Below are 24,545 nucleotides of genomic sequence, written 5' to 3'. Positions count from 1 at the left end.
TAGCGTTCGGACGGGTTTGGCTCATTCCCACGCGCTGCGTGGGAATGCAGTCAAATGCCATGAGATTAAGCATTGTCGTGCGCTCTTACTTAATGGCAGGACGTAGGCCGGAATAAGGCCATCCGAGCGCGTAGCGCGAGGTGGCGTTTCCGGCAATCGGAGCGCCGGAAACGCCAGTCCTGCGCTTAACGCGCGGACAGGCTTATTCCGGCCTACGTCGAGATGTGTATAAAGACGAGCGCGCTGCGTAGGAACTAGAGTGTGAATATAGCCCGGCTGTTAATTCCATGAGGGGGAGTTAGTGACAGAAATAACCGAACAAAAAAAAGCACTACCCAATACCTTGCCGCGCCCCGCGGGTGAGGAGGAACAACTGCTGCGCATTTGGGCTCAACCGACCGGATGGCGGTGGTTCACAGCGGTCAATAACACAACGATAGGGTTACTTTATATCGGCGCCGCCTTCACTTTTTTTGTTCTCGCCGGCCTGGTCGCTTTGGTTATGCGCACTCAACTGGCCGTACCGGAAAATCATCTGGTCAGCCAGGATTTATACAACCAGCTTTTTACCATGCACGGCACCACTATGATGTTTTTGTTTGCCGTCCCGGCCATGGAGGCGCTGGGAGTGTTGCTGCTGCCGCAAATGCTGGCTGCCAGGGACTTGCCGTTTCCGCGGCTGAGTGCGTTTGCGGTCTGGGCCTACATCATTGGCGGCGGGGTATTTTTCAGCACCATTTTTTATGACCTGGCACCCAAAGGCGGCTGGTTTATGTATACGCCGTTGACACTGACGGAATATTCACCGGGCGATAACGCCGACTTCTGGCTTCTAGGCATAGGCTTTATCGAAATCTCTGCCATAGCCGGGGCGATTGAAATTATTGTCGGTATTTTGCGAACCCGGCCGCCCGGCATGTCGCTCGATAAGCTGCCTATTTTCGGCTGGTCCATGCTGGTCTTTGCGGGCATGATTGTGGTGGCGTTCCCGGCGGTGATTCTTGCAACGATGTTTTTGGAGATCGAGCGCTCTTTCGGCTGGCCGTTTTTCACTGCTGCCGGCGGTGGCGATCCGTTGTTATGGCAACATCTGTTCTGGTTTTTCGGTCATCCGGAAGTGTACATTATCTTCCTGCCTGCGGCCGGGCTGGTGTCGATGATCGTGCCGACCATGGCGCGGACGCCGCTGGTCGGCTACAAACTGATTGTCGTCGCGCTGATTGCGACCGGTTTTTTCAGTTTCGGTTTGTGGGTGCATCATATGTTCGCAACCGGCATTCCGTCCCTCAGTCTGGCCTTTTTTTCCGCGACCAGCATGGCTGTGGCGGTGCCGTCAGGTATCCAGGTTTTTGCCTGGATCGCTACCATCGCTTCTGCCAAAGGCCGGTTTCAGTTGAATACCCCGTCGCTTTTCGTGCTGGGTATGCTGTTTATTTTTACCGTCGGCGGGCTGACCGGCGTGATGGTCGCGATGGTGCCGTTCGACTGGCAGGCCCACGATACCCATTTTATCGTTGCTCATTTGCATTACGTATTGGTCGGCGGCATGGTGTTTCCGCTGTTTGCGACTTTTTATTATTGGGCGCCGATGGTCAGTACGCGAATGCTGTCCGAGCGGCTCGGAAAGTGGTGTTTTTGGCTGATGTTTATCGGCTTTAATCTGACATTTTTTCACATGCATATTACCGGCCTGATCGGCATGCCGCGCCGGGTGTGGACGTATTCGGAGGCGTCGGGCTGGGGGCCTTATAATTTCGTATCAACGGTGGGGGCTTATATCATCGGCGCCGGGGTGCTGGTTTTTATCATCGACTTGATGCGCAATTTTCGGGTCGGGCAGCACGGCATGAGCAACCCCTGGCAAGCCGGAACCCTGGAATGGCTGCCTACGGATGTGTATTCCACTCGCTCTATTCCGCATGTGACCAGCCGCGAGCCGCTTTGGGACCAAGCCAACCTGGCCGAGCAGGTCGAGTCGGGCGAACATTATTTGCCCAATGCCCCTACCGGCGGACGAGAGACTATTGTCACCTCCGCGATTGAAGCCAAGCCGCAATATGTCATTCAAATGCTGGGGCCGGGCTGGATGCATTTTTTTGCAGCCGTCTTTACCGCCGCCTGTTTTCTTTTGCTGACGATCAAGGTGGTTGCGCCTGCGCTGGTTTGCGGTGGGCTGGCTATTGTCTGCTTTCTGGTTTGGGCATGGGACTTGGATAAAGGTCCGGCCAAGGGGCCGATCGATATCGGCGCAGGGTTTAAGCTTCCGGTTTATGTCACCGGCCCGGTCGGTCATGGCTGGTGGGCAATGGTTGTACTGATGCTCGTTGCCGGTTCGCTTTATTTCGCCTATTTGTTTTCTTATCTATACACCTGGACTGTATCGCCCGGAGTCTGGCCCTCCGATGCTGCGAACCTGCCGAGTTTACAGTGGCCGGCGGTCATCGCATTATTGTTTATTGCCAGTGCGGCATTTTTTGCAGTAGCTAAGGGAACGCTCCCGGAGCCGGGCGGGAAGAGTTTATTAACACCGCTGCTGGTGCTGCTTGGCGCACTATTAAGTGTGTTTGCTGTGTACCTGGAAATCCGGTGTCAATGGCAGACAGGCCTCAGCCCCGTAAAATCAAGCTATGCAGCGCTAGTGTATATGGCCTGCGTTTTAGACGGGCAGTTGGTTTTTGCCGTGCTGATGATGTCGCTGTTTGTTATCGCGCGGCATTTTACCGGCAAGCTCGACCGGGTACGCTTGGCCAGTCTGGAAAACACTAATTTGCTGGCTTATTACACCGTAGCTCAAGCGCTTATCGGTCTTTTGGTAATTCACGGCTTCCCGAGAATGATTTAATTATGGCGACATCAAAACAATTATTTTCTGAAAAATTTATCGGCATAGCGCTGCTTTCATTAGCAGGACCGTTCATTTGGGTCGTGCATTTTGGCGTTGTGTACGGGGTTCATCATATTGTCTGTGTCACGCTCAAAAACAACGCCGACTTTTGGGTGCATACTGCCATTATTGTTATAACCGTTGCGGCGCTGCTGGCGTTATTGGCATTAATCATCAAGCCTGACGTTTTGCAGCGTCTGGATAGAGATCAGGTCAGGCAAGAAACCACGAAAGAGTTTTTTGCCGGAATTATGCGGTTGCTGGCATTGTTATCTGTTTTCGGCGTTTTATGGTCGGGGATCGCTTTATTTTTTCTGCCGACATGCGCTTCAGTCACCTGAAACACTAAAAAGTGAGCGCTGGTTGGCGCTAGCTGAGTGCGGGGCGAGAGTTCCGTTTCAAAACGCGACTTCTGGATTCGTTAATTCACAAACCAGCTGATGTCGCAGTATTCTAAGATCAACTATGCCTGAATGTTGATAGGTAGTGATACGAATACCATTGGTTTACTGCATGTTATAGATTTCTAGGGGACCGATAGCCGCCAGAGGGCCAACTACCATTTTTAAACTTTCGTAGATCACTCCCGGTTAGCTTTACGTAGGGTTCACTGCAAGACCGCACTCAATGAGGAAATACGACATGGCGAAAATTCTGGTTCTTTACTACAGCATGTACGGACACATCGAGGAGCCAAGCTCGATCAGGCAGCGCAGATCGCGACGGTGGCCGGATTATTGAATAAATCGGCCAATTGACTGAAATGCTGGCTTTCGTGAAACAACAAATGGCTCATCCAGGCACCCAGCAATAAGCCGATGTCGCAAAACCGGTAAATGGTATACGCCCTTAAGGCGTTGCGCACCGGTTGTACGCGGTGCCGATAGATAGCAGCTAACCTTTTTCTTTTCCGATTTGTGGCGGTTGCACTTATGAGTTGAATCTAAGTTTTAACCTCGGCATTGTTATTAATAAGCTGCGAATTCCTCTCATAAGGAGTGAATTGCAAATCGATATATCGTAGATACAGCATAGACCGTGCCAGAACATGGCGACATTGATCCCTATGCTCGCTTATTAATTCATGCGTGTGGAAAGACTTTGAAAACCTTAAGTTTTCTCAATGAGTTTGTGGCACTGCTCGGATAAGATTGCTGAGGCTAAACCGGCTTGAAATGGATAAAAATATAGAAATTTGCTTGCGCCCTTGTTTAAATCAACCAAAGCTTTTGGTTGAAAACCCCCTATTTCAACTTTTCCGCTCACTCAGGATAACCGTGAATTGAGCCTTCTTAATAGACCGGGCTTAAATCTGCTTTTAGCGTATTTCGGTTCAAGATTGACACTCATCCCATTGCAAAGCTGTCATTGATTCAAGTGAATAATGCTTTAGCGTTTTTGATACGCCTCATAATTTAGCCACCGGTTGTTTTGCACCGTAAAACTGGCTATGCCTGGTTTATTTTCCCCTTTTAGGATGCGCTGATTTATCGTAAATACCTGCTTATTATATGAATTATATTAACTTGTTTTTAGTGGCCTATAATTTGCTTTATACAAAACGTATCTCAATCAATAGGTTTTGCAATAACTGACCTTTAACAACGCCGATACAAGCAATCCGGTACCGAAAAGAGGGAGATAAAAATGCTACTTTTAAGAATGTAGAAGTAATTGTTTGTAACGATTATCACGAGGAAAAACGATTATGAAAAAAAATACTTACCTGGGTTTGGCTTTGACTGCTTGCATGAGTGTTATTTCTGCACCCTTACTGGCGGAGACTCAACCTGCTCCTGAGCAGCCTGCTAATATTATTATTCCTGCCGAATCGAGTGCAGCACATATAGAAGCCGCCGCGCTTCATATGGAAAAAGCGGCGCATCATAAAGCCATGGTTGAACATTATAAATCGTTGATGGCTGCAGAATATGAAAAAGGCGGACATGCCGATTTAAAAAAGCACCACGAAGCGATGGCCGCCCATCATGAAGCCTTGTCGAAGGAACACCAACAAGCAGCAGCCATCCATGAAACCATGGAAAAGTCTAAGTAGTTAGTCGAATACTTGGATAATAATGACTCGTTTAGCCATGCTGATTCTTCGTACAGTTCAATGTGGAATTGAAAAATCAACGTTTTGCCTATAAAACAAGTGTTCGTAAGCTTCATAACCATAAAAGCAGGGTGTTATGTTTCAGTCAAATATCGTTATGGCGCCTCAGTGGTTTAAGAACCTGTTTGTATTGATTTTTCTGATGAATATCACAGGGATGGCTTACGCCGAAGAACATCACTTTTTGGTGCTCAATTACCACGATATAGTGAAGGCCGGCAGCGCAAAATCTTCGTTAAATTCGATGGATGTCAGCGTCGATCATTTTGAAGAACACTTGGTTTGGCTGAAGAAAAACGGCTATAAAATCGTCAGTGTGCAGAACGTGCTTGATGCGGCGGCAGGTAAGAATTCGATCCCGGATAAATCCGTGTTGTTAACTTTTGATGACGGTTATCAGAGTTTTTACACCCGAGTCTTCCCGATACTGAAAAAATATCATTACCCGGCGACTGTCGCTTTGATAGGCACCTGGATAGACGGCATTGATACCCCGGACGAAGCAGGCAAGCAATTACTCACTTGGGATCAAGTGCGAGAAATGGTGAAATCCGGCCTGGTAGAAATGGCTTCGCATACTTATGACCTGCACAAAAGCGCTGTCGCCAATCCGCAAGGCGACAGCCAGGCTGCGACGGTCACCCGTTTATACGACTTTACGACCGGGCGTTATGAAACCGATGAACAGTATCGGGAGCGTATCCATCTCGCCCTAAGGAAAAGCGCCGAGTTCATTTTTCAACATGCGGGGGTATGGCCCAGAGTGATGGTTTGGCCGTATGGGGAATACAATAATATTGCCCTGGAAGCGTCGCGCGAAGCCGGAATGTCGATGACTATGGGTTTGATTGACGGCTTTAATACCGTGGCCAATATCGATGTGTTGCGTCGTTTAATCATGACTGATAACCCGGATGTCCGTCAATTTACTGAAATTGTGAGTAAACTGCGTACCGACAGGTCTTTGCGGATAGCGCATGTGGACATGGATTTTCTCTACGACGAAGACCCGAAACAGACCGACCGTAATATAGAAGCCGAGATCCAGCGCATTGCAAACATGCGCATTGATACCGTTTTTCTGCAAGCCTACTCGGACTCTGACGGCGACGGCAATGCCGATGCATTGTATTTCCCTAACCGGCATTTGCCGGTTAAACAGGATTTGTTTAGCCACGTCGCCTGGCAGCTGAAAACGCGTGCAGGCGTCAATGTCTATGCGTGGCTGCCGATTTTTGCTTACCGGAACAATCTGCCGGATTCCTGGTATGTGCAGGAATGGCGAGACGGTAAAGCGCAAAAATCCAGTCATATTTACACGCGGCTTTCGGTTTTTCAGCCTGAAGCGCGTCATTATGTAACCGAAATCTATGAGGACTTAGGACGATATTGCAATGTTGATGGGATTCTATTTCATGACGACGGCATTTTATCCGATCATGAAGACGTATCGCCGGTAGCGTTATCTTTTGGCCGTGATGTCTGGGGACTGCCCGATCAATTTGAAAAATTGCATGCAAGCCCCAAAATGCGCTTGGCTTGGACTCGGCACAAAACCGAGCTGATTAGTCAATTTACCGATGAGCTGGCGAATAGGGTACGGGATAATCGTCCCGGTATAAAAACAGCGCGAAATTTATATGCCCTGCCCTTGTTAAAACCGGATAGCGAAGAATGGTATGCCCAATCGTTCAAATCCTTTTTAGCGCATTACAATTACGTTGCTATTGAAGCCATGCCGTTGATGGAAGACGCAAAAAAACCTGACCAATGGTTGACTGAATTAGTTGCGGCTGCGGCTCATTACCCCGAAGGGCTGAAGAAATCCGTATTTGAGTTGCAAACAGTCAATTGGAAGACGCGGGAGAAAATCCCCTCGCCATTTTTTATTGAACAGCTGGAATTATTGAGAAAACTGGGCGTTCATCATATCGGTTATTATCCGGATGATGTTTACCTGGATCAGCCGCGTTTAAAGGATTTACAAAAATACTTTTCGCTTCCAGCTTTGCCTTAAGCGCCGGACTGTGAAAGTATTAGCGCATCGCTTATAAGCAAGCGGCATTATTTTCATTGCCGCGCCAAATTTATAAACCACTCACCAGAATTAGGAGTTGAACAATGTTAAAACGTTCCATTATTACCCTCGCACTGCTGTTATTGGCGGCGCCTGCTTTTGCCGAAGACGATCCCACCCTGCATCAAGTCTATTTGGCGGCCGAAGCAGGGAAATTTAATGAGGCACAGTCTATGATGGATAAGGTGCTGCACGATCATCCCAACAGCGCCAAGGCGCACTTTGTCGAAGCCGAATTACTGGCAAAACAAGGCATGTTCAGCAGTGCAGGTGTTGAACTGAATACCGCTGAACGCTTACAGCCTGGATTGCCCTTTGCCAAGCCGGAGGCAGTCAAGAGCCTTAAGAGTCGCATTTCTTCCGTGTCAAATGGAGCCGTGCAGCCCAGTACCGGCGGTCAGAGTATACCGTCCACCGTTAAAGATTGGATGCCGGCGATTCTTTTGCTCTTGGGCATTGGTTTAATCATTGTGTTAATTGGATTCATGAGTCGGCGAAATTCCAATACGCTTCCCGCCAATAGCTATCCCGGCAATGGTCCCGGCTCAAACATCCCGCCTGTCGGCGCGAATGGAACCGGTTCAGCAATGGGTCAACCCGCTACAGTCGGAATGGGTTCAGGTATTATGGGAAATCTGGCAACGGGAGCCGCTTTGGGTGCCGGTGTCGTAGCAGGCGAAGCGCTGATGCATCACTTTATCGATGGCGATAAGAATAGCGTTATCCCCGAACCGCCGCACCATGACACCTCTCCATGGAGCACACCCAGCAGCGCAAGCGAAAATGACGATATGGGCGGCACAGACTTTGGTATCGCCGATGCGTCCTCATGGGATGACGATGGGAACAGCGATAGCGACGGTGGCGGTGACGACTGGACTTAGTATTGCGAGGTTGGCAATCTTATTTTCCAGGTTTTGTAATAATCAGGTGTTTGTCAGATCTAACCGGTGATTCCAGCGTTCTACTCATTGTATGATTAGCTTCTCTTTTCCGATGAGAAGCTATTGTACTTTTGGCTACATAGGCAAAAACACCTATTCTCGCCAATATGAACAAAAGGAATAATACCGCTAAATTTAGACCGTAAACCCAACAATAAGTTACCGGCAAATTCCACTGTGTTGATTTCGATTCTTTAACGGAGCTAAACCATGACATTACTTTACAAACCCATAAACCTCATTCCCATTGCCATCGTTGCAGTAACTGCGATGTCACTCGCAGCTTGCACTGAAAAGGCCGCAGACAACATCCAGGCAAAAAAAACGGTGCCCCCTGTGGCAATCGTGTCGGAAGACAGGATTGCCCAGTGGCAAAGAGAAGCTCAAGCGGGGGATCCTGATGCGCAATACAACCTCGCTTATATTTATGAAAATGGGCTGGGCGTACCCAGGGATGAAGCCAAAGCGCTTGAGTTATACCAGCAAGCCGCAGATCATGGGCATTCTGCGGCACAAAGTAATCTTGATGTCATGAATTCAGCGAAGTAAATATCGTGATGGCAATGGAATTATTTAAAAATGCTTAACCAGATCAAACTCTTTTTCACGCAACATATTGCACTTTCAGCATCGGAAAACACTTTAGAAGAAAAGCTGCAACTTGCGACCGTCGTCTTATTCCTGGAAATGATGTATATGGACGATAAAGTTGACCCAAAAGAACAGGAGGTTATTTTATCCTTGGTCCATCAGAATTTTTCCTTAACCGCTGAACAAGCAACCTCTTTAATTGAGTTGGCTGAACAACAAAGAAAACAGGCGACGGATTATTTTCAATTTACTTCCTTAATCAATAAGGAATACAGTCTGGAGCAAAAAGTCCGATTAATTGAATCGCTATGGAAAATTGCTTTTATTGATGGCGTATTGGATATGAACGAAGAATACCTGGTGCGAAAAATTGCAGACCTTTTACATGTCCCTCATACCGCTTTTATTATGGCGAAGAACCGGCTAGAACCGGCCATATCTTAAATTATGAAAAACAATAATTCCCGTGATCTCTCTCACCACATCTTACCGAATTCTGCGACCATGGTTGGTGTCTGTATCATGGTCATCAGTATCGTTAAAAGCATGGCTCCAGGACTAGCCAACTACTTAATCGATAAAGCTTTAGCTATTGATAGTTTATTGTTCATGATTAGCGCCTTGCTTTCATTTTCATCGCTTCGTTTAGACCGATGCACTGAAGGTCTGGAGCGTTGGGCTGAAATGATTTTCTTATTAGGGTTAATTTCAATGACACTAATTACAGTGGTTTTCTCTTTTGAAATCATTTGATTCAGACTTCATAGACTTAGTGAATGGTTTATTACTGAAAACTTTATTCACCAAGACATCCGGAGCCGATTGATTTAGCCGGCCATCCACCTACCCTGAAGGGGGTTTTTATTTACCGGATTCCGGCTCCGGAAAATAAGGAACAATCCTGAATTTAACCCCATTATTTATCCCGTATCTCGCTCGCTACGCTGAGAGCCTCTTGTGGCTTACAAATATTTCAGCTTTGACCGACATACAGCGGCCATTTTATGTTTTATCCTAACTGCATGTTGATTAACAACGGCAGAGCTTGGGAATTTAAATGAAAATCCGAAATCAATCAGCGCAAAAAAACGTGGACTGTCCTCTATTGTCCTGCTCCTCGCTTTGGTATGAGCACCATACCCCGAAGGCGGGCGTCATGCGCTTAAGGGGGATACCATTTATTCTGCTGATTTTTGGCGCTTTTTTTCAGATCACTGCCGGGGCGGTAGAACCGATCATTGATCCTGTGACGGTAGGCTACACTTGGCAAGGACCCGACGGAGGCCGAGGAAATGCCGCCACGAGGGATCAGTCGATCGCAGATGCGATCAGCTTTCTGCTTTCTGACATGCCGCGCGCAGTCGCGGCGGACTGCGCGCCTCACGTCTATTATTATACCGACAAGCCCGGGTGGGATGGTTATCTTCAGCTCTTCAGTAAGACGACGGCTGGAGCGATGTGTCTCTATAAAGATGGACCTGCTGAAGCATCCCTCGGCCGTGCCGCCACTTGTCCTGATGGATACCGTGGAGGTTACGTCGATCAAGTTTGGAAGTGTCTCCCTTACAAGTCGCCCAAGACTGACAAGAACCGCGGCCAAACATGCACATCCGTTGGCAATCCTGTCAACCCAGGGATAGGTAACAAGTTTCAAACTACAACCGACTACTCCGGGCATTGGTCATCCGGTCTGGTGTTCTTCAGAAGCTATAACAGTTTTGAGCCCCACAATGTCGCTCATGTGAGATTCGCATACTTCCAAAGGATCGACGTATCCGGGAGTACTGCGGTGCTAAGCCGCCCGAACGGGAGCATATTGTATTTCGTGCAGTCTGGAAATAATTGGATAGCCGACAGCGACATCGTATCGCGCCTCGTCCGCCTCACCGATAGCGTTGGTGGCCTGACCGGCTGGCGATACACCAGCGAAGACGACTCAGAGGAGACTTACGACGCCGACGGCAAGCTGCTTATTATCAAGAGCCGCGCTGGTGTTACTCAGACGCTGACTTACAGCGACGCTGCTACCCCGACGACCGTCGCGCCGCGTGCCAACCTTCTGATCAGGGTCGCCGACCCCTTCGGTCACAGTTTGAATTTCACGTATGACACGGCTGGGCGCCTGGTCACCCTGACGGATCCGGTCGGCGGGCTTTACAGATACGCCTACGACGCACTGAGACAACTTCCACAGATATCCAACCTAACCTCGGTAATCTACCCTGATAGCAAGGCTCGCAACTACCTTTACAACGAACCTTCCAACACCGCGGGCGCCGACTTGCCCAACGCTTTGACCGGCGTTATTGACGAGAACGGTGCGCGTTACGCCACCTACCAGTACGACGCGACTGGCAAGGCGATTTCCACTGAGCATGCTGGCGGGGTCGAGAAATACCAGCTTACCTACTCCACCGACGTCAACGGTAACCCGCTTAGCACCAGCATCACCGCCCCGCTGGGTTCGGTCTACTCCCAGACTTTCCAGACCGTGTTGGGCGTAGTCAAGAGCACCGGCCAAAGCCAGCCGGCCGGCTCAGGTTGCGCCGCGGCGGCCAATAACTTGACCTACGACGCCAACGGCAATGTCGCCAGCCGCACCGACTTCAACGGCAATCGGACCAATTACACTTATGATTTAACCCGCAACCTCGAAACTAGCCGCACCGAAGGCCTGACATCAAGCGGAGCGACCACGCAGGCAACCCGCACGATCACCACCGTCTGGCACCCAACCTTCCGCCTGCCGGTACAAATCACCAACGGCAACCAGCAAACCACCTACGCTTATAACAGCCAAGGCGACATCACCCAAAAGACCATCACAGACTTGTCCGCCAACACCACGCGCAGCTGGAACACCGCCTACACCTATTCCGCCGTTCCCGGCGTATTACTGCAGAAAGTCGAAGACGGCCCGCGCACCGATGTGTCCGATCTGACCACCTACGACTATTACCCCGCCGATGCGGCTTGCCAAGGCGGACAGCTAGGCTGTCGCGGTCAACTCATGCAAATCACCGACGCCCTCGGTCACATCACCCGACTGACCCGCTACTCCGCAAACGGCCAGCTGGAAGAACTCACCGATTCTAACGGGCTGGTGATGAAAATGGCTTACGATGTTCGCCAACGGCTCACCTCACTCGATGCAGGCGGTGAAACCACCATCTACAGCTACGACCCCGCAGGCCAAGTCACCCGTGTCACCCGTCCCGATGGCGCCTATCTGGCTTATAGCTACGACGCGGCCCATCGCCTGATAAAAACCCAAGACAATCTGGGCAACACCCTGACCTATACCCTGGACGCCATGGGCAACCGGATCAAGGAAGAGGCATACGACCCCGGCGGACAACTGGCCCGCACTCAAAGTCGAGTCTATGACGCGCTGTCGCGTCTGCAAAATCTTGTTTTGCCGCAATAAGGGAGCCGTCATGAAATCGACTACAAAAAATGTTTTCGTGTTGGCTGTTTTGCTGCTGGCAACCTTGTTCACAATCGGCCTTGCACAGGCGGATGACAAAACTCATAACTCAAAGAAAAATGACAATACCCATGATTCAAAAGAGAATGACAAAACGTCAGAACTAAAAATAACCAAAGCCGGAGCAGGCGAGGCAATCATCACCAGCTCGCCTGCAGGCATCAACTGCGGTGCTGCCTGCAGCGCCGGGTTCAAAACCAAAAGCAGCGTCACCTTGACCGCGACAGTCGCGACAGGGTCGGTATTCAAAGGTTGGAGCGGGGCCTGCAAAGGTAGCGTCACCACCTGCACCGTCACGATGAAAGAGGCGCAAAACGTCACCGCCATAACCGCACTGCTGCCGATAACACTAAGCGTCAACAAAACCGGGTCAGGAACGGGCACCGTCACCAGCGCACCGGCAGGCATCGATTGCGGCGTCACCTGTAGCGCCACCTATCCACCGAAATTTGCATCCCACCATGCCGACTCAGGAAAAGATGAAAATAAAGAACATGAGCACGCGCAGGAGGACGATGAGCATTCACATAAACCGGCCGCATTAGTCACCCTGACCGCCACACCGGCAACCGGTTCGACCTTCAATGGCTGGTCCGGAGCTTGCACCGGCACAGCGACCACCTGTACCGTGACCATGAACCAAACGCAAAACGTCACCGCCAACTTCGCGCCGATGCAGATGACACTAAGCGTCGCCAAAACCGGTACAGGAAGCGGCACCGTCACCAGCTTGCAGACCGGCATCGACTGCGGCGTAACCTGTAGCGGCATTTATAACTGGAGCACTCCAGTTACCCTGGCGGCGGCACCGGCAACCGGCTCGACTTTCGCGGGCTGGTCCGGCGCTTGCACCGGCACGGCGGCCATCTGCACCGTAACGATGGACCAGGCCCAAAACATCACCGCCAGCTTTACGCCGATGCAGATGACACTGACCACCGCTAAAACCGGCAGCGGAACCGGCGCTATCACCAGTTCGCCAGCAGGAATCGACTGCGGCCCGACCTGTAGCGGCATCTACGACTGGAGCACTCCAGTCACTTTGACAGCCACACCGGCAACCGACTCGACCTTCAAAGGCTGGACAGGCGCTTGCACCGGTACCACGACCACCTGTACCGTTACCATGGATCAGGCACAAAACGTCAGCGCCGACTTTGCACCGGCGTTTAAAACCTTAAGTTTCTCCAAAGCCGGATCAGGAACCGGAACCATCACCAGCACACCCGCAGGCATCGACTGCGGCGCGACCTGTAGCGTCAGTTTCGCAACAAACACCCAAATCACCCTAACCGCCGTACCGGCAACCGGCTCGACCTTCGGCGGCTGGTTCGGCGCATGCACCGGCACAGCAACCACCTGCACCGTCACCCTGAATCAAGCAAAATCAATCAACGCCACCTTCTCGGTACCGGCCATCACCACCTATCAATACGACGCCAACGGCAACCTGACCCAGATCACCGACCCGCTCGGACGCATCCGGCAGTACCAATACGATGCCCTGAACCAACCGGTACGCCAGCTCGAACCCCATCCGACCGTCATCGGCAGCACATTAGGACAAATCGACATCAGCTATGACAGCCTGGGACAAGTCAATGGCGTCACCGATCCACGCAACCTCACCACCCGTTACAGCGTGGACAGCTTGGGCAACCTGCTGAAACAAACCAGCCCCGACACTGGCATCACCGATGCCGACCACGACCCCGCTGGAAACCTCAAGACCCGCACCGATGCCCGAGGCAAGATCGCCAACTACAGCTACGACAGCCTCAACCGCATCAGCAAGATCGCTTATGACGACCAAACCGTCAGCTACACCTGGGACAACTGCGCCAACGGCATCAACCGGCTGTGCAGCTTAAGCAATAACAACAGCAGCTTAAGTTACGGCTACGACAGCCATGGCCGCATCACCGGAAAAACCCAAAGCACCGGTGCAACCCCGTTGACCGTCAGCCACAGCTACAACAGCGCAGGGCAACGCATCGCCAGCCTCAGCCCCGGAGGACAAAGCATCGAATACCAGTGGACCGGCAACCGCATCACCGCCATCACCAGCAACGGCCAGCCCGTCATCAACCAAATCACCTACGAACCCGACGGCCAAGTCAACGGCTGGAACTGGGGCAACAACCAACAGAACGAACGCTTTTACGATCTCGCCGGACGCAACATCATCGTCAGCATGGGCTTTGACGCCCAAAGCCAACTGCCCGACAGCCGCTACTACGGCTACGACGCGGCAGGGCGGCAAACCAGCGCCATCGACGACCTGAACCCCAGCCTAAACCAACAGCACCAATACGACCAACTCGACCGCCTGACCGGCAGCCAACGCGGCGAACCACAAACCAGCCGCACCGACTACAGCTACGACCTTAGTGGCAACCGCAACGAAAAAATAAAAGACAACGCCACCCTCTACAGCTACAGCACCGATCCCAACAGCAACCGCCTGCAAAACCAGAGCGGCGCACAAACCGTCAGCTACAGCTACGACCCGGCGGGCAACCTGACCGGCGACGGCACCTTCAACTACAGCTACAACGCGGCAGGAAGACGCATCGCAACCACCAACACCACAACAGCGCAAACCACCAGCTACGGCTACGATGCCCTAGGCCAGCGCATCAGCAAAACCAACACAGGAAACACCACCCAGTTTTTCTACGACGAACAAGGCCACCTGACCGGCGAATACGACGCCACAGGCCAGCTGATCCAGGAAATCATCTGGTTGGGCGACCTGCCGGTGGCGGTGCTGAAACCGACAACCCCAGCAAACCCCGCAGCCACAGCCGACATCTACTACATCCACGCCGACCATCTGGGTACCCCAAGAAAAATTACCCGGCCCAACGACAATCGGGTAGTATGGAGTTGGGAATCCGAAGCTTTCGGCAATAGTCTGCCGGATCAGAATCCTTCCGGGCTGGGAATGTTTGTTTTTAATTTGAGGTTTCCGGGGCAGTATTACGATGTGGAAACCGGGCTGTTTTATAATTACTTCAGGGATTATGATCCAGCTAAGGGTAGGTATATTGAGAGTGATCCGATTGGATTAGAGGGTGGGGTTAATACTTATGGGTATGCTTCCCAAAACCCTATAGGATTAACCGATCCATTCGGACTTCACTCTACGACAAGTGAACAAAATTATCCGGTAATACCTGCAACTACTATTGGCATTTTAATCAAAACCAACAGTATTATGCAGAATGCTGTTATGAATTCAGTATCGGATGAAGGAGAAAGTTGCCCGACCGAAAAATACCCACTCAAGAATAGGGAAAAACGTAATAAAGAACGAAGGGAAAAACCAAAAGACCCTGCGGAGGCAGAGAGACGAAAGAATGACAACCATGATAAAAAGGGTAGAAGTGGTCGCGGTGGAAGTGACCCGTCCCCTACAGGAGAAGACTGGTGATTCTATGAATGATGAAGACATACGAATACTGTTGGAGAATGTGAATGCAAAAAAACATGCAGAGTTTATTGAAAGTTATTTAGTACTAAACGAATCTGATAAGCAGGATCCAGATCTTATGATGGCCTATGCGGACTCGTTGTATGAATTGGGTCGAGACGCGGAAGCTATTGACGCTTACCTAAGATACGCTCAAAGTTACCCCAAAAGAAGGGGGGTAAATTTTGCGTTGTTTGGTGCGGCTATGGCGTTTAAAAATATAGGATTAGAAGTCGAAGCTCTATACCTCTTAAAATTGGTCAATCCAAATCACACTAATCTAAATAACGAAATTTTAGATAGCAAGCAGAAGATTGATATACAAAATCAGGGTATAGATCTCTTGAGGCAGTTTAAACAAGAGTAACTGGGGGCAGAGTAAAGTTAATTTAAGTTTACTCTGCCCCCAGTTACTCTGTCGGAGGGAATCCGATTAATTACGTAGATCCTGAAGGACTTAGCGCTAAATCCGATGTATTTAAATGGGTAATTAAGAAAGTATGGGATGGATGTAAATGGGTTTGGAAAAAAGTTAGAAGTGACGATAAAAGTACCTCGGATGTTAAAAATAAAACGGTTGGTCGTCATATGAGTCCAGAAGAATTGGCAAAGATGCGACAAACTGGACGTGTCCAAGAAGGTGGCGGTGGTCAGACTAGGGTAGCAGACCCAGCGAATCCAGATGCCTATCGAAATCCTCCAGCAGGTGATCGCTATGTTGAATTTGATGTGCCTGCTAACCGTGTACTACCTCATTCGCAAGGTACGGGGAGGATTCCAGGGCCGAATAGTTATGATGCGCGTGTACCAAGCAGGAATCCTGCCGACTTCGAAATGCCGAATGCAAGAAATATAAGAGTACCAGGTGAGGAGTAGTTCAATGAACAACATGCTTAAAGATGCGTTGGAAGTAAAGGATGAATTGCTGGTGCGCTATGGAATAAAAGTGTCTTTTAGGGCTCCTTGTTATGGTAGTTGTGGAGCTGATCTTGAAAGTAGTCAGTATGTCGGTGGGATAACATATTGGCCTGAAAAAAGTCTCTTTGAATTTCAGTTCAATAGTTGTAAATCTGGTGATGTAATTATTTTGGATACTAAAGAATTTCATGCTAAGGAGGAACTTGCAGCTTTTATTGAAGATTTGATTACGACGCAATTATCAAGGTAAATCGCAAATCAATAGTGGTTACTGCGTCAGGGAATAACTGGGGTCAGAGTAAAGTTAATCTAAGTTTACTCTGACCCCAGTTATTTTTAAAAAAAATGAATTCCTTGACCCAAGTTGAACACGTAGAGTAAAAGACGGGGGGGGCAGGTCTAGACACATAGCCTATGTATCTAGACCTGCCCCCCCCCCCCCCGTCTTCAACAACGCCTCTTCAGTAATGAGAAAAATGTTTATGAATACTTCATTAGATTCATTTCCGATTTATGGCTCAACTGTGTGCTCACTTCTCGGTGCGAAATTTACACCTGAACAACTTTGGGTGATGATGGACATAGAAACCTTGTCTGACACTAAGGCTGTGATTTTAGGCGAACTTTGGCAGCGGGTACAGACTGGACCAGTAAAACTCACGACTCGTGAGCTATGTAGTGCTTTAGAGCTAGCAAGCCAAATTATTTCATTGGATATTCACTTAGAAGATGCCCCATTGATTGAGATACTTATCGACGATGGCCTAACGGCCAAATGTCAGTTGAGCAAGTAAACCACAACGGCCGAAAAGGGGGGCAGGATACCGGCGTCACCGCTGTCGACCACGACCCAGCCGGAAACCTCAAGACCCGCACCGATGCGCGAGGCAAAACCGCCAACTACAGCTACGACAGCCTCAACCGCATCAGTAAGATTGCTTATGACGACCAAACCGTCAACTACACCTGGTACAACTGCACCAACGGCATCAGCCATCTGTGCAGCCTAGCCAATAACAACAGCAGCATAAATTACAGCTACGACAGCCACGGCCGCATCACCCAAAAAAGCCAAAAAAGCCAAAACACCGGTGCAACCCCACTGACCGTCAGCCATAGCTATAACGCCGCAGGGCAACGCACCAACAGCCTCAGCCCAGGCGGACAAAACATCGAATACCAGTGGACTGGCAACCGCATCACCGCCATCACCAGCAACGGCCAGCCCGTCATCAGCCAGATCAGCTACGAACCCGACGGCCAAGTCAACGGCTGGAACTGGGGCAACAACCAACAGAACGAACGCTTCTACGACCTCTCAGGGCGCAACATCATCGTCAGCATGGGCTTCGATGCACAAAGCCAAATGCCCGACAGCCGCTACTATGGCTATGACGCAGCCGGACGGCTAACCAGCGCCATCGCCGATAGTGACCCGAGTCTAAACCAGCGCCACGACTACGACCAACTCGACCGCCTGACCGGTAGCCAGCGCGGCGAACCACAACTCAGTCGCACCGACTACAGCTACGACCTCAGCGGCAACCGTAGCGAAAAAATAAAAGACACCACCATCCTACACAGTTACAACACCGACCCCAACAGCAACCGCCTGCAAAACCAGAGCGGCGCACAAACCGTCAGCTACAGCTATGACCCGGCAGGCAACCTGACCAGTGACGGCACCTTCAGCTACAGCTACAACGCCGCAGGAAGGCGCATCGCAACCACCAATACAACAACAGCGCAAACCACCAACTACGGCTACGACGCGATCGGCCAGCGCGTAACCAAAACCAACGCCGGAAATACCACCCAGTTTTTCTACGACGAGCAAGGCCACCTGACCGGCGAATACGATGCGTCAGGCCAACTCATCCAGGAAATCATCTGGCTCGGCGACCTGCCGGTGGCGGCACTGAAACCCGCGACATCAGCCGTAACGCCGGATATTTACTACATCCATGCCGATCATCTGGGCACACCCAGAAAAATTACCCGGCCTAATGACAATCGGGTAGTATGGAGTTGGGAATCCGAAGCCTTTGGTAACAGTTTGCCGGATCAGAACCCCTCAGGGTTGGGAGCTTTTGTTTTTAATCTGCGGTTTCCGGGACAGTATTACGACCAAGAAACTGGCCTGCATTACAACATGACGAGGTATTACAACCCAAGTATAGGAGGATACGATCAGAGTGATCTAATTGGATTGCGGGGTGGAATTAATACATATGCATATGTTGGGGGGAATCCGGTTAACCTTGTCGATCCAACGGGTGAAGCAGCTGGCGCGGCAGCTCTATGTTTTATACCCGGAATAGGTCCGGTTAGTTGTGCAGCCGCTGGCGCAGCTACAGGGGCTATTATTTGTGCAATCAATCCCGCTGCTTGTAAGAAAGCAATTCAGGGTTGCTTTGATTCTATTGATCGGATGTTTAATGAAGGCTCATCTCCTCATATCGATCCTAAAGAAGTAGCTGGTAAAACGCCAAGCCAAATCGATCAGATTGCAAGAGATAAGGGATTAATTCCCACCGGAGATCCTAAATCTGGGAAGGGAGCATATATTGATCCTGTTACGGGCAAACAGCGCGTGCTAACCCATCCAGATCCCCAAAGTGGCTGCACTGGACCTCACTGTCACGTAAACAATCCGGCTGGAGAAAGGCTTGATATTAATGGTAATGTGGTTTCACCGGAATCACCAGAGGCTCATCTGCCATTAAATTAAATTACTTACAGGAACTACATATGCACGATTGGACGCTGGTCTCAATATTAGTTGATTGGATTAAAGGTATAGTTACCATTACCTTTAAAAATTATAAATCCAATCAAGTGATTCTTATTGCTGATGGGCTGGTTAACTTGCACATTCCTAAGCGTGAGGAATGGGGTGAGAGTGTATCGATTAATGAAGTTACTGGCCCAATTCTCCTTAGTAACGGAAACTATCATCTAAAGCTTGAAATCCAGTCAGGAGATAAGATTGAACTCGAGGCCAAGTTTATTAAGATGCCTGAAGCCTAAGATTGATTATTTCCAAAGATACAAACCCAAAAGTGGCATTGGTCCAGGCGATCCCACGGGTCATAACATTAACGACTTTTGAAAGGCGATACGATGGATAGCTTTGTTAGACTCAAAATAACGTTAGATAGCGATAGTACATTAGATATTCAGGAACTAAATAAACTTCTCCCAGATCGAGTATGGTCAAAGGGCGATATAAGGCCGAACACTAAGATTATTGAGAAAAGCGCTGGCTGCATATTTTTCTCTGGCCTAGAAAAAGAAGCTTCGCTTGATCAGCATTTAGAGGCGTTGCTACTTCGTACTAAGCCAGTTGCTACAAAAATCAAGAAGCTGTCAGAACGAAATACCGTCGAAGTCTGGTGTGCTATATATACTGACAGTGCTCCTCCTCTATTTTTCGACAGTAACATAGTTGACGGAATAGCAAACCTTGGTGCCAATTTTGATATTGATCTATATTTATTACCCGAAAGAGTCGAGTAGACATAAAAGAGTGGGCAACTTGTTGAAACAAACCAGCCACGGTGCAGCCGGAAACCTCAAGACCCGCACCTATGCTCGTGGCAAGACCGCTAATACAGCTACGACAGCCTCAACCGCATCAGCCAGATCGCCTATGACGACCAAACCGTCAGCTACAACGCCGCAGGACAACGCACCGCCAGCCTCAGCCCCGGAGGACAAAGCATCGAAACCAGTGGACCGGCAACCGCATCACCGCCATCACCAGCAACGGCCAGCCCGTCATCAACCAAATCAGCTACGAACCCGACGGCCAAGTCAACGGCTGGAACTGGGCAACAACCAACAGAACGAACGCTTTTACGATCTCGCCGGACGCAACATCATCGTCAGCATGGGCTTTGATGCATCAAGCCAACTGCCCGACAGCCGCTACTACGGCTACGACGCCGCCGGACGGCAAACCAGCGCCATCGATGACATAGACCCCATATATGGACTACCTTAATAGACATCTTTCCTAAATAGTCGGTATAGGACTAATCTTGCCAGGGTTATAATAGCGGCCCGACCGCTGAAAACACGGATAGCCATGAAACCTTATGCCCAATTACCCACAGACAACCCCGAAGAATTCATGCGGACTGTCGGCTTATCAAAAGAAGATTTCCATGTCCTTAACGACAAATTAACAGCTTATATTGCCACACAAAAAGCCCTCAACCCACTGACAATGCGCGGACGGAAAGACACCAAGTTAGTCTTAGAAGACCGATTGCTATTGACCCTCTATTACCTTCGCCATTATCCGACCCTGATAAACTTGGGGGCGATCTTTGATATCAGCGAATCTTACTGTCATAAGATTTATACCCGCACCGCGAGGATGATAGCCAAGGTCGAAAAACTCCCCAACCGTAAAACGTTGCTGGAGGATTCCACGACCACTTTAGCCATTGATGTTTCTGAGCAACCCATCGAGCGCCCTGTCAAAAATCAGAAAGCCTACTACTCAGGAAAAAAAACGCCACACGATCAAGGCCCAGCTCGTGATCTGCGTATTGACGCTGACCATTCTCTCCGTGGTAATGGGTAAAGGTCAACAGCATGATTTTTTGGTCTTTAAAAACAACCGCTTATTGTTACATTCCGGTGCCTTGTTATTAGCAGATTCTGGATATCAAGGGATACACAAACACCATCAGAATTCGACCCTGCCGGTTAAAAAGAAAAAAGGCCAGCCCTTATCGGCAGAAGACAAAGCTCATAATAAGGCGCTAGCAAAACGACGCATCTACATTGAGCATGTCAATCGTCGATGCAAGGTTTTCAGGATTGTCAAAGATGTTTATCGGGGCAAGCACAAAAATTACTCGCTAACATGGCGTTTAGTGGCAGCTCTTGTTAACTTGCGCTACGACGGTATTTAGGAAAGATGTCTAATGATGTGAAATCGAAATGACAGATAAAGACTATAAGATTATTGGGTAATGGGTCAAATATGTGATTTGCTTATATAATATTGGATATGACCTGTTATCAAGAAATTAGCGGCCCGGCTTGTGGCAGCAACCTCATCATGAAGTCTGGCCGTAGTGCCGCGGGTACACAGCGTTACCGCTGTCACAACCCGGAATGCAAAACTAAAACATTCTACCGCTATAAGGCTTGCGAGCCGGGCATTAGAGAGCAAGTGGTGGACATGTCCATCAATGGGAGTGGTATCCGTGATACCGCACGGGTTCTCAAGATCAACAAAAACACAGTGATTAGCACGTTAAAAAAAAGTCGAGCAGCCTTGTCCAGGTGAATCCTAACTTTCAGGTTTTAAATGCGGCAGGAAATTTGACCGTGAGACTGGAACTCGCTTGTGAAGAAGCTGAAATGGACGAACAATGGTCATTTGTAGGCAACAAGTCCAATCAACGCTGGCTATGGTATGCCGTTGATCATGCCACCAACACGGTACTGGCTTATGTGTTTGGCAAACGCAAGGATATCGTGTTCAAAAAGCTGAAAGCATTGCTTGAGCCCTTTGGCATTAGCCGTTATTACACCGATGATTGGGGGGCTTATGATCGTCACCTTGACGTCGATAAGCATCAGGTGGGTAAGCGCAATACCCAAAAGATTGAACGTAAAAATTTGAATTTCAGAACGTGGATTAAGCGACTCACACGAAAAACAATCTGTTTCTCAAAGTTGGAAACAATGCATGATACGGTCATCGGATTACTGATTAACAAGGTCGAATTCGGCTTGGATATTCATGCCTAATTACAGATTTAACCCACTACCCTTGATGGCAATGGAATCCTTCAAGAATACTTAACCGGATCAAACTTTTCTTAAGCAACATCTGCGCTTTCAGCGTCGAAAAATGCTTTAAGGAGAAAATCTGCAACTTGCACCGGTTCCCGGCTTCTGGAAATAAGGAACACGCCTAAATTTAGCCCATAGCTCGATGTATTCCTTAATCCTACAAACGAATTAACGATTCCGGTCGGACGGTTCATCCACAATATCGTTTGTACCGTCCCGCCTGTTTTTCAGGCTGCCGCGCAGAAAAAAGCCAATGGCCTGTCGCACCCAGACATCAATTTCCGCTTCGTCCGGCGTCGGTTCCAAACCGAGTTGCAGTTTTTGAAACCGTTCATTACGTAATGCACTCAAAAGTTGGTCGGCGAGAAAACGCGGCTCCATTTCGGCAAAACAGCCCGTTTTCTGCTGCCGGGCGAAAAACTGGGCGAGATGATCGAGGGTGCGCTGCGGTCCTTGTTCATAGAATTGAGTGGCGAGATCGGGGAAGCGTAGCGATTCGCCAATGAGTATGGCACGTATGCGCACCGCATTCGGCCGCGTGATGCTGTACAAAAACTGCTTGGCAAAAAAGACCAGCGCTTCTTCCGGAGAGGATTTCAGTGCGTACTCTTCCGACAGGCCGGTGACGAATTGGTCGCTGCAACGCCTTATCACAGCACCGAATAGTCCGGCTTTACCGCCAAACTGGTTATAGATGGTACGCATTGACACGCGCGCATCCCGAGCAATGGTTTCCAGACTGAGGTTGCCGTAACCGAATTCAAGAAAAAGGGTGAAGGCCGTATCCAGTAAGCGATCACGGCTTAGGAGCTCCTCTCCTTTGCGAGGTCGTCCACATTTAATCATTGCGTAATACTCACGAAATTCATTGACTTAAATTATTGTGATCATACCTTAAATTAATGGTAATATGTCTTACCATTTTTTTCCTTAAAAAAAGCCGGGTATAAAAGGATGCAAAAAGAAACTCTCATGTCGGTTGTCCCCCATCGTTTAAGTCCATTGAGAAAGCCGAGCCCTGAAGTCTTTCACGGATCGCGGCCTCGAAGCGTTCCTTCGAATGACGGGACATTAATACAGCATGCACGAGTCGGCCTGTTGGTCACCATAGCCCTGATGGCAGTGACCGGATGCGGAAACCATGACGGTCCTGGTTCTCAGCAGGGCCAATCGCCCAAGGTCAAAATCGCACAACCCCTGTCGCAAGAAGTCACTGAATGGGACGAATACACGGGCCGCATCGAGGCAGTCAATTCGGTAGACGTGCGCGCCCGGGTGAGCGGCTATCTGGAGAAAGTGAATTTCAAGGCTGGGGACAAAGTACATAAAGGCGATCTTTTATTCCTGGTTGATCCGAAACCCTTTACAGCCCAACTTAACTTTGCCGAAGCCGAACTGGAACGCGCTAAATCCCGGCACGAACTGGCAAAAAATGACTTAGCCCGGGCCGAGCGTTTATTTCTCGCCAAAGCAATCTCCGAAGAAGAACACGATGCGCGTAGCAAGGGACTTCGGGAGACGGTTGCGGCAGTTCAGTCTGCACAAGCCAATGTTTATACGGCTCGGTTGAACCTGGACTTTACCCAAGTACGCTCCCCGATAGACGGACGGATCGGTCGCGAATTAATCACTGCGGGCAATTTGGTCAACGGTGGCGGAGGCGATGCAACATTATTGACCTTCATCGTTTCCACCGACCCGGTCTATGTTTACGTGGATGCGGACGAACGCTCGGCGCTGAAATATCGGCGTCAGGCCCAAAAAGGGGGCCGGGGCAGTCTGGGCGACGAACGGACTCCGGTGGAGTTGGCTGTGGCTGATGAAGTTAATTTTCCGCATCAAGGCCATCTCGATTATGAATCGCCGCGCGAAGATGCGGCGACCGGCACCGTAACGTTGCGGGGCGTGTTCGCCAATCCGGACGAATTGTTAAGCCCCGGTTTTTTTGCCCGCATGCGGGTTCGCGGAAGCGCTCCGTACCCCGCTATCCTGCTTCCCGATCGGGCCATCGGCACGGACCAGGCGCAACGCTTCATATGGGTGGTGAATCAGGAAAACCAGGTGGAATATCGCAAAGTGGAGCTCGGCGCTCATATCGGCCAGTCCCGCGTGATTACCGAAGGATTGAAGCCTGAAGAATGGGCGGTTATCGAAGGCATTCAAAAGCTCAAGCCGGGCGCCAAGGTGAATCCGGAACGCATCTCGCTCACCGGGCGCGATGGAGAAAAATAAG

The 24,545-nt window shown here is 49.8% G+C and carries 24 protein-coding genes; 22 read left to right on the top strand and 2 right to left on the bottom strand.

Annotated features, from left to right (window positions below):
- Positions 1 to 301 precede the first annotated feature (301 nt).
- A complete protein-coding gene (gene ctaD / locus METTU_RS01055) occupies positions 302 to 2,842 on the top strand; it encodes a cytochrome c oxidase subunit I (RefSeq protein WP_006889440.1) in 2,541 nt (846 codons plus the stop codon).
- 2 nt (positions 2,843 to 2,844) lie between these two features.
- A complete protein-coding gene (locus tag METTU_RS01050; RefSeq protein ID WP_006889439.1) occupies positions 2,845 to 3,225 on the top strand; it encodes a hypothetical protein in 381 nt (126 codons plus the stop codon).
- A gap of 362 nt (positions 3,226 to 3,587) precedes the next feature.
- Here METTU_RS01050 and METTU_RS23470 read toward each other — a convergent pair whose 3' ends face one another.
- Entirely contained in the window at positions 3,588 to 3,749 is a 162-nt protein-coding gene (locus METTU_RS23470; RefSeq protein WP_169624840.1) for a hypothetical protein, read from the bottom strand.
- Between the two features lie 843 nt (positions 3,750 to 4,592).
- Between METTU_RS23470 and METTU_RS01045 the strand changes: the two genes are divergently transcribed.
- From METTU_RS01045 to METTU_RS21990, 19 genes are all read left to right on the top strand, one after another.
- Positions 4,593 to 4,940 (top strand): hypothetical protein, encoded by a 348-nt coding sequence (locus METTU_RS01045; RefSeq protein ID WP_006889438.1) that lies wholly within the window; start codon positions 4,593 to 4,595, stop codon positions 4,938 to 4,940.
- Positions 4,941 to 5,076: 136 nt separating this feature from the next.
- The gene (pgaB, locus tag METTU_RS01040; RefSeq protein ID WP_006889437.1) at positions 5,077 to 7,017 is read left to right on the top strand and encodes a poly-beta-1,6-N-acetyl-D-glucosamine N-deacetylase PgaB; all 1,941 of its coding nucleotides are present in this window, start codon (positions 5,077 to 5,079) and stop codon (positions 7,015 to 7,017) included.
- 104 nt (positions 7,018 to 7,121) lie between these two features.
- The gene (locus tag METTU_RS01035; protein ID WP_006889436.1) at positions 7,122 to 7,961 is read left to right on the top strand and encodes a tetratricopeptide repeat protein; all 840 of its coding nucleotides are present in this window, start codon (positions 7,122 to 7,124) and stop codon (positions 7,959 to 7,961) included.
- 270 nt (positions 7,962 to 8,231) lie between these two features.
- Positions 8,232 to 8,570, top strand: coding sequence for a tetratricopeptide repeat protein (locus tag METTU_RS01030; RefSeq protein WP_006889435.1), 339 nt, complete (start codon positions 8,232 to 8,234; stop codon positions 8,568 to 8,570).
- Positions 8,571 to 8,600: 30 nt separating this feature from the next.
- Positions 8,601 to 9,056, top strand: coding sequence for a tellurite resistance TerB family protein (locus METTU_RS01025; protein ID WP_006889434.1), 456 nt, complete (start codon positions 8,601 to 8,603; stop codon positions 9,054 to 9,056).
- Between the two features lie 3 nt (positions 9,057 to 9,059).
- Entirely contained in the window at positions 9,060 to 9,365 is a 306-nt protein-coding gene (locus tag METTU_RS01020; protein WP_006889433.1) for a hypothetical protein, read from the top strand.
- Between the two features lie 1,528 nt (positions 9,366 to 10,893).
- Positions 10,894 to 12,039, top strand: coding sequence for a hypothetical protein (locus METTU_RS24210; RefSeq protein ID WP_254257793.1), 1,146 nt, complete (start codon positions 10,894 to 10,896; stop codon positions 12,037 to 12,039).
- 10 nt (positions 12,040 to 12,049) lie between these two features.
- Positions 12,050 to 15,535, top strand: coding sequence for an RHS repeat domain-containing protein (locus METTU_RS21510; protein ID WP_006889431.1), 3,486 nt, complete (start codon positions 12,050 to 12,052; stop codon positions 15,533 to 15,535).
- A 4-nt stretch (positions 15,536 to 15,539) separates the two neighbouring features.
- Positions 15,540 to 15,941 carry a tetratricopeptide repeat protein gene (locus METTU_RS01005; RefSeq protein WP_040579504.1) on the top strand — a complete coding sequence of 134 codons (402 nt, stop codon included), beginning with the start codon at positions 15,540 to 15,542 and terminating at the stop codon, positions 15,939 to 15,941.
- Positions 15,942 to 16,006: 65 nt separating this feature from the next.
- Entirely contained in the window at positions 16,007 to 16,450 is a 444-nt protein-coding gene (locus METTU_RS25020; RefSeq protein ID WP_436969943.1) for a TreTu family toxin, read from the top strand.
- Positions 16,451 to 16,454: 4 nt separating this feature from the next.
- Positions 16,455 to 16,742, top strand: a complete 288-nt coding sequence (locus METTU_RS01000) for a hypothetical protein (protein WP_006889429.1) — start codon at positions 16,455 to 16,457, stop codon at positions 16,740 to 16,742.
- Positions 16,743 to 16,974: 232 nt separating this feature from the next.
- A complete protein-coding gene (locus tag METTU_RS00995) occupies positions 16,975 to 17,286 on the top strand; it encodes a hypothetical protein (RefSeq protein WP_006889428.1) in 312 nt (103 codons plus the stop codon).
- Complete coding sequence (locus METTU_RS00990) at positions 17,268 to 19,223, top strand: RHS repeat-associated core domain-containing protein (RefSeq protein ID WP_006889427.1); 1,956 nt, start codon at positions 17,268 to 17,270, stop codon at positions 19,221 to 19,223. The genes METTU_RS00995 and METTU_RS00990 overlap by 19 nt, the downstream gene beginning before the upstream one ends.
- A 20-nt stretch (positions 19,224 to 19,243) precedes the next feature.
- The gene (locus tag METTU_RS00985) at positions 19,244 to 19,522 is read left to right on the top strand and encodes a hypothetical protein (protein ID WP_006889426.1); all 279 of its coding nucleotides are present in this window, start codon (positions 19,244 to 19,246) and stop codon (positions 19,520 to 19,522) included.
- Between the two features lie 93 nt (positions 19,523 to 19,615).
- Positions 19,616 to 20,011 (top strand): DUF4279 domain-containing protein, encoded by a 396-nt coding sequence (locus tag METTU_RS00980; protein WP_006889425.1) that lies wholly within the window; start codon positions 19,616 to 19,618, stop codon positions 20,009 to 20,011.
- Positions 19,962 to 20,498, top strand: a complete 537-nt coding sequence (locus METTU_RS00975; protein WP_006889424.1) for a hypothetical protein — start codon at positions 19,962 to 19,964, stop codon at positions 20,496 to 20,498. The genes METTU_RS00980 and METTU_RS00975 overlap by 50 nt, the downstream gene beginning before the upstream one ends.
- Before the next feature lie 84 nt (positions 20,499 to 20,582).
- Positions 20,583 to 21,086, top strand: coding sequence for a transposase family protein (locus METTU_RS24205; RefSeq protein ID WP_050897696.1), 504 nt, complete (start codon positions 20,583 to 20,585; stop codon positions 21,084 to 21,086).
- Positions 21,040 to 21,420, top strand: coding sequence for a transposase family protein (locus METTU_RS24200; RefSeq protein ID WP_254257792.1), 381 nt, complete (start codon positions 21,040 to 21,042; stop codon positions 21,418 to 21,420). Before METTU_RS24205 ends, METTU_RS24200 begins: the two co-directional genes overlap by 47 nt.
- Before the next feature lie 98 nt (positions 21,421 to 21,518).
- Positions 21,519 to 22,267 (top strand): IS1 family transposase gene (locus METTU_RS21990; RefSeq protein WP_217182747.1). Its coding sequence is split into 2 segments (ribosomal slippage): positions 21,519 to 21,762 and positions 21,762 to 22,267, totalling 750 coding nucleotides; the frame shifts between segments, so codons are not numbered across the junction.
- A gap of 213 nt (positions 22,268 to 22,480) precedes the next feature.
- On the opposite strand, the gene METTU_RS00955 is transcribed toward METTU_RS21990, so the two are convergent.
- Positions 22,481 to 23,158: a TetR/AcrR family transcriptional regulator gene (locus METTU_RS00955; RefSeq protein ID WP_006889420.1), complete on the bottom strand. Its 678-nt coding sequence runs from the start codon at positions 23,156 to 23,158 to the stop codon at positions 22,481 to 22,483.
- Between the two features lie 108 nt (positions 23,159 to 23,266).
- On the opposite strand from METTU_RS00955, the gene METTU_RS00950 reads away from it, so the two are divergent.
- Entirely contained in the window at positions 23,267 to 24,544 is a 1,278-nt protein-coding gene (locus tag METTU_RS00950) for an efflux RND transporter periplasmic adaptor subunit (protein ID WP_006889419.1), read from the top strand.
- Position 24,545 lies beyond the last annotated feature (1 nt).

Origin of the sequence: Methylobacter tundripaludum SV96 (genome assembly GCF_000190755.2) — a bacterium.
Classification (GTDB): domain Bacteria; phylum Pseudomonadota; class Gammaproteobacteria; order Methylococcales; family Methylomonadaceae; genus Methylobacter_A; species Methylobacter_A tundripaludum.
Note: the sequence above shows the minus strand (reverse complement) of the source record. Positions and strands in the feature narration are given on the sequence as shown.

Coding starts and splice junctions, on each gene's coding strand:
- METTU_RS01050 (WP_006889439.1), top strand. CDS start 2,845: ATGGCGACATCAAAACAATTATTTTCTGAAAAATTTATCGGCATAGCG.
- METTU_RS01045 (WP_006889438.1), top strand. CDS start 4,593: ATGAAAAAAAATACTTACCTGGGTTTGGCTTTGACTGCTTGCATGAGT.
- pgaB (WP_006889437.1), top strand. CDS start 5,077: ATGTTTCAGTCAAATATCGTTATGGCGCCTCAGTGGTTTAAGAACCTG.
- METTU_RS01035 (WP_006889436.1), top strand. CDS start 7,122: ATGTTAAAACGTTCCATTATTACCCTCGCACTGCTGTTATTGGCGGCG.
- METTU_RS01030 (WP_006889435.1), top strand. CDS start 8,232: ATGACATTACTTTACAAACCCATAAACCTCATTCCCATTGCCATCGTT.
- METTU_RS01025 (WP_006889434.1), top strand. CDS start 8,601: ATGCTTAACCAGATCAAACTCTTTTTCACGCAACATATTGCACTTTCA.
- METTU_RS01020 (WP_006889433.1), top strand. CDS start 9,060: ATGAAAAACAATAATTCCCGTGATCTCTCTCACCACATCTTACCGAAT.
- METTU_RS21510 (WP_006889431.1), top strand. CDS start 12,050: ATGAAATCGACTACAAAAAATGTTTTCGTGTTGGCTGTTTTGCTGCTG.
- METTU_RS01005 (WP_040579504.1), top strand. CDS start 15,540: ATGAATGATGAAGACATACGAATACTGTTGGAGAATGTGAATGCAAAA.
- METTU_RS01000 (WP_006889429.1), top strand. CDS start 16,455: ATGAACAACATGCTTAAAGATGCGTTGGAAGTAAAGGATGAATTGCTG.
- METTU_RS00995 (WP_006889428.1), top strand. CDS start 16,975: ATGAATACTTCATTAGATTCATTTCCGATTTATGGCTCAACTGTGTGC.
- METTU_RS00990 (WP_006889427.1), top strand. CDS start 17,268: ATGTCAGTTGAGCAAGTAAACCACAACGGCCGAAAAGGGGGGCAGGAT.
- METTU_RS00985 (WP_006889426.1), top strand. CDS start 19,244: ATGCACGATTGGACGCTGGTCTCAATATTAGTTGATTGGATTAAAGGT.
- METTU_RS00980 (WP_006889425.1), top strand. CDS start 19,616: ATGGATAGCTTTGTTAGACTCAAAATAACGTTAGATAGCGATAGTACA.
- METTU_RS24205 (WP_050897696.1), top strand. CDS start 20,583: ATGAAACCTTATGCCCAATTACCCACAGACAACCCCGAAGAATTCATG.
- METTU_RS00955 (WP_006889420.1), bottom strand. CDS start 23,158: ATGATTAAATGTGGACGACCTCGCAAAGGAGAGGAGCTCCTAAGCCGT.
- METTU_RS00950 (WP_006889419.1), top strand. CDS start 23,267: ATGCAAAAAGAAACTCTCATGTCGGTTGTCCCCCATCGTTTAAGTCCA.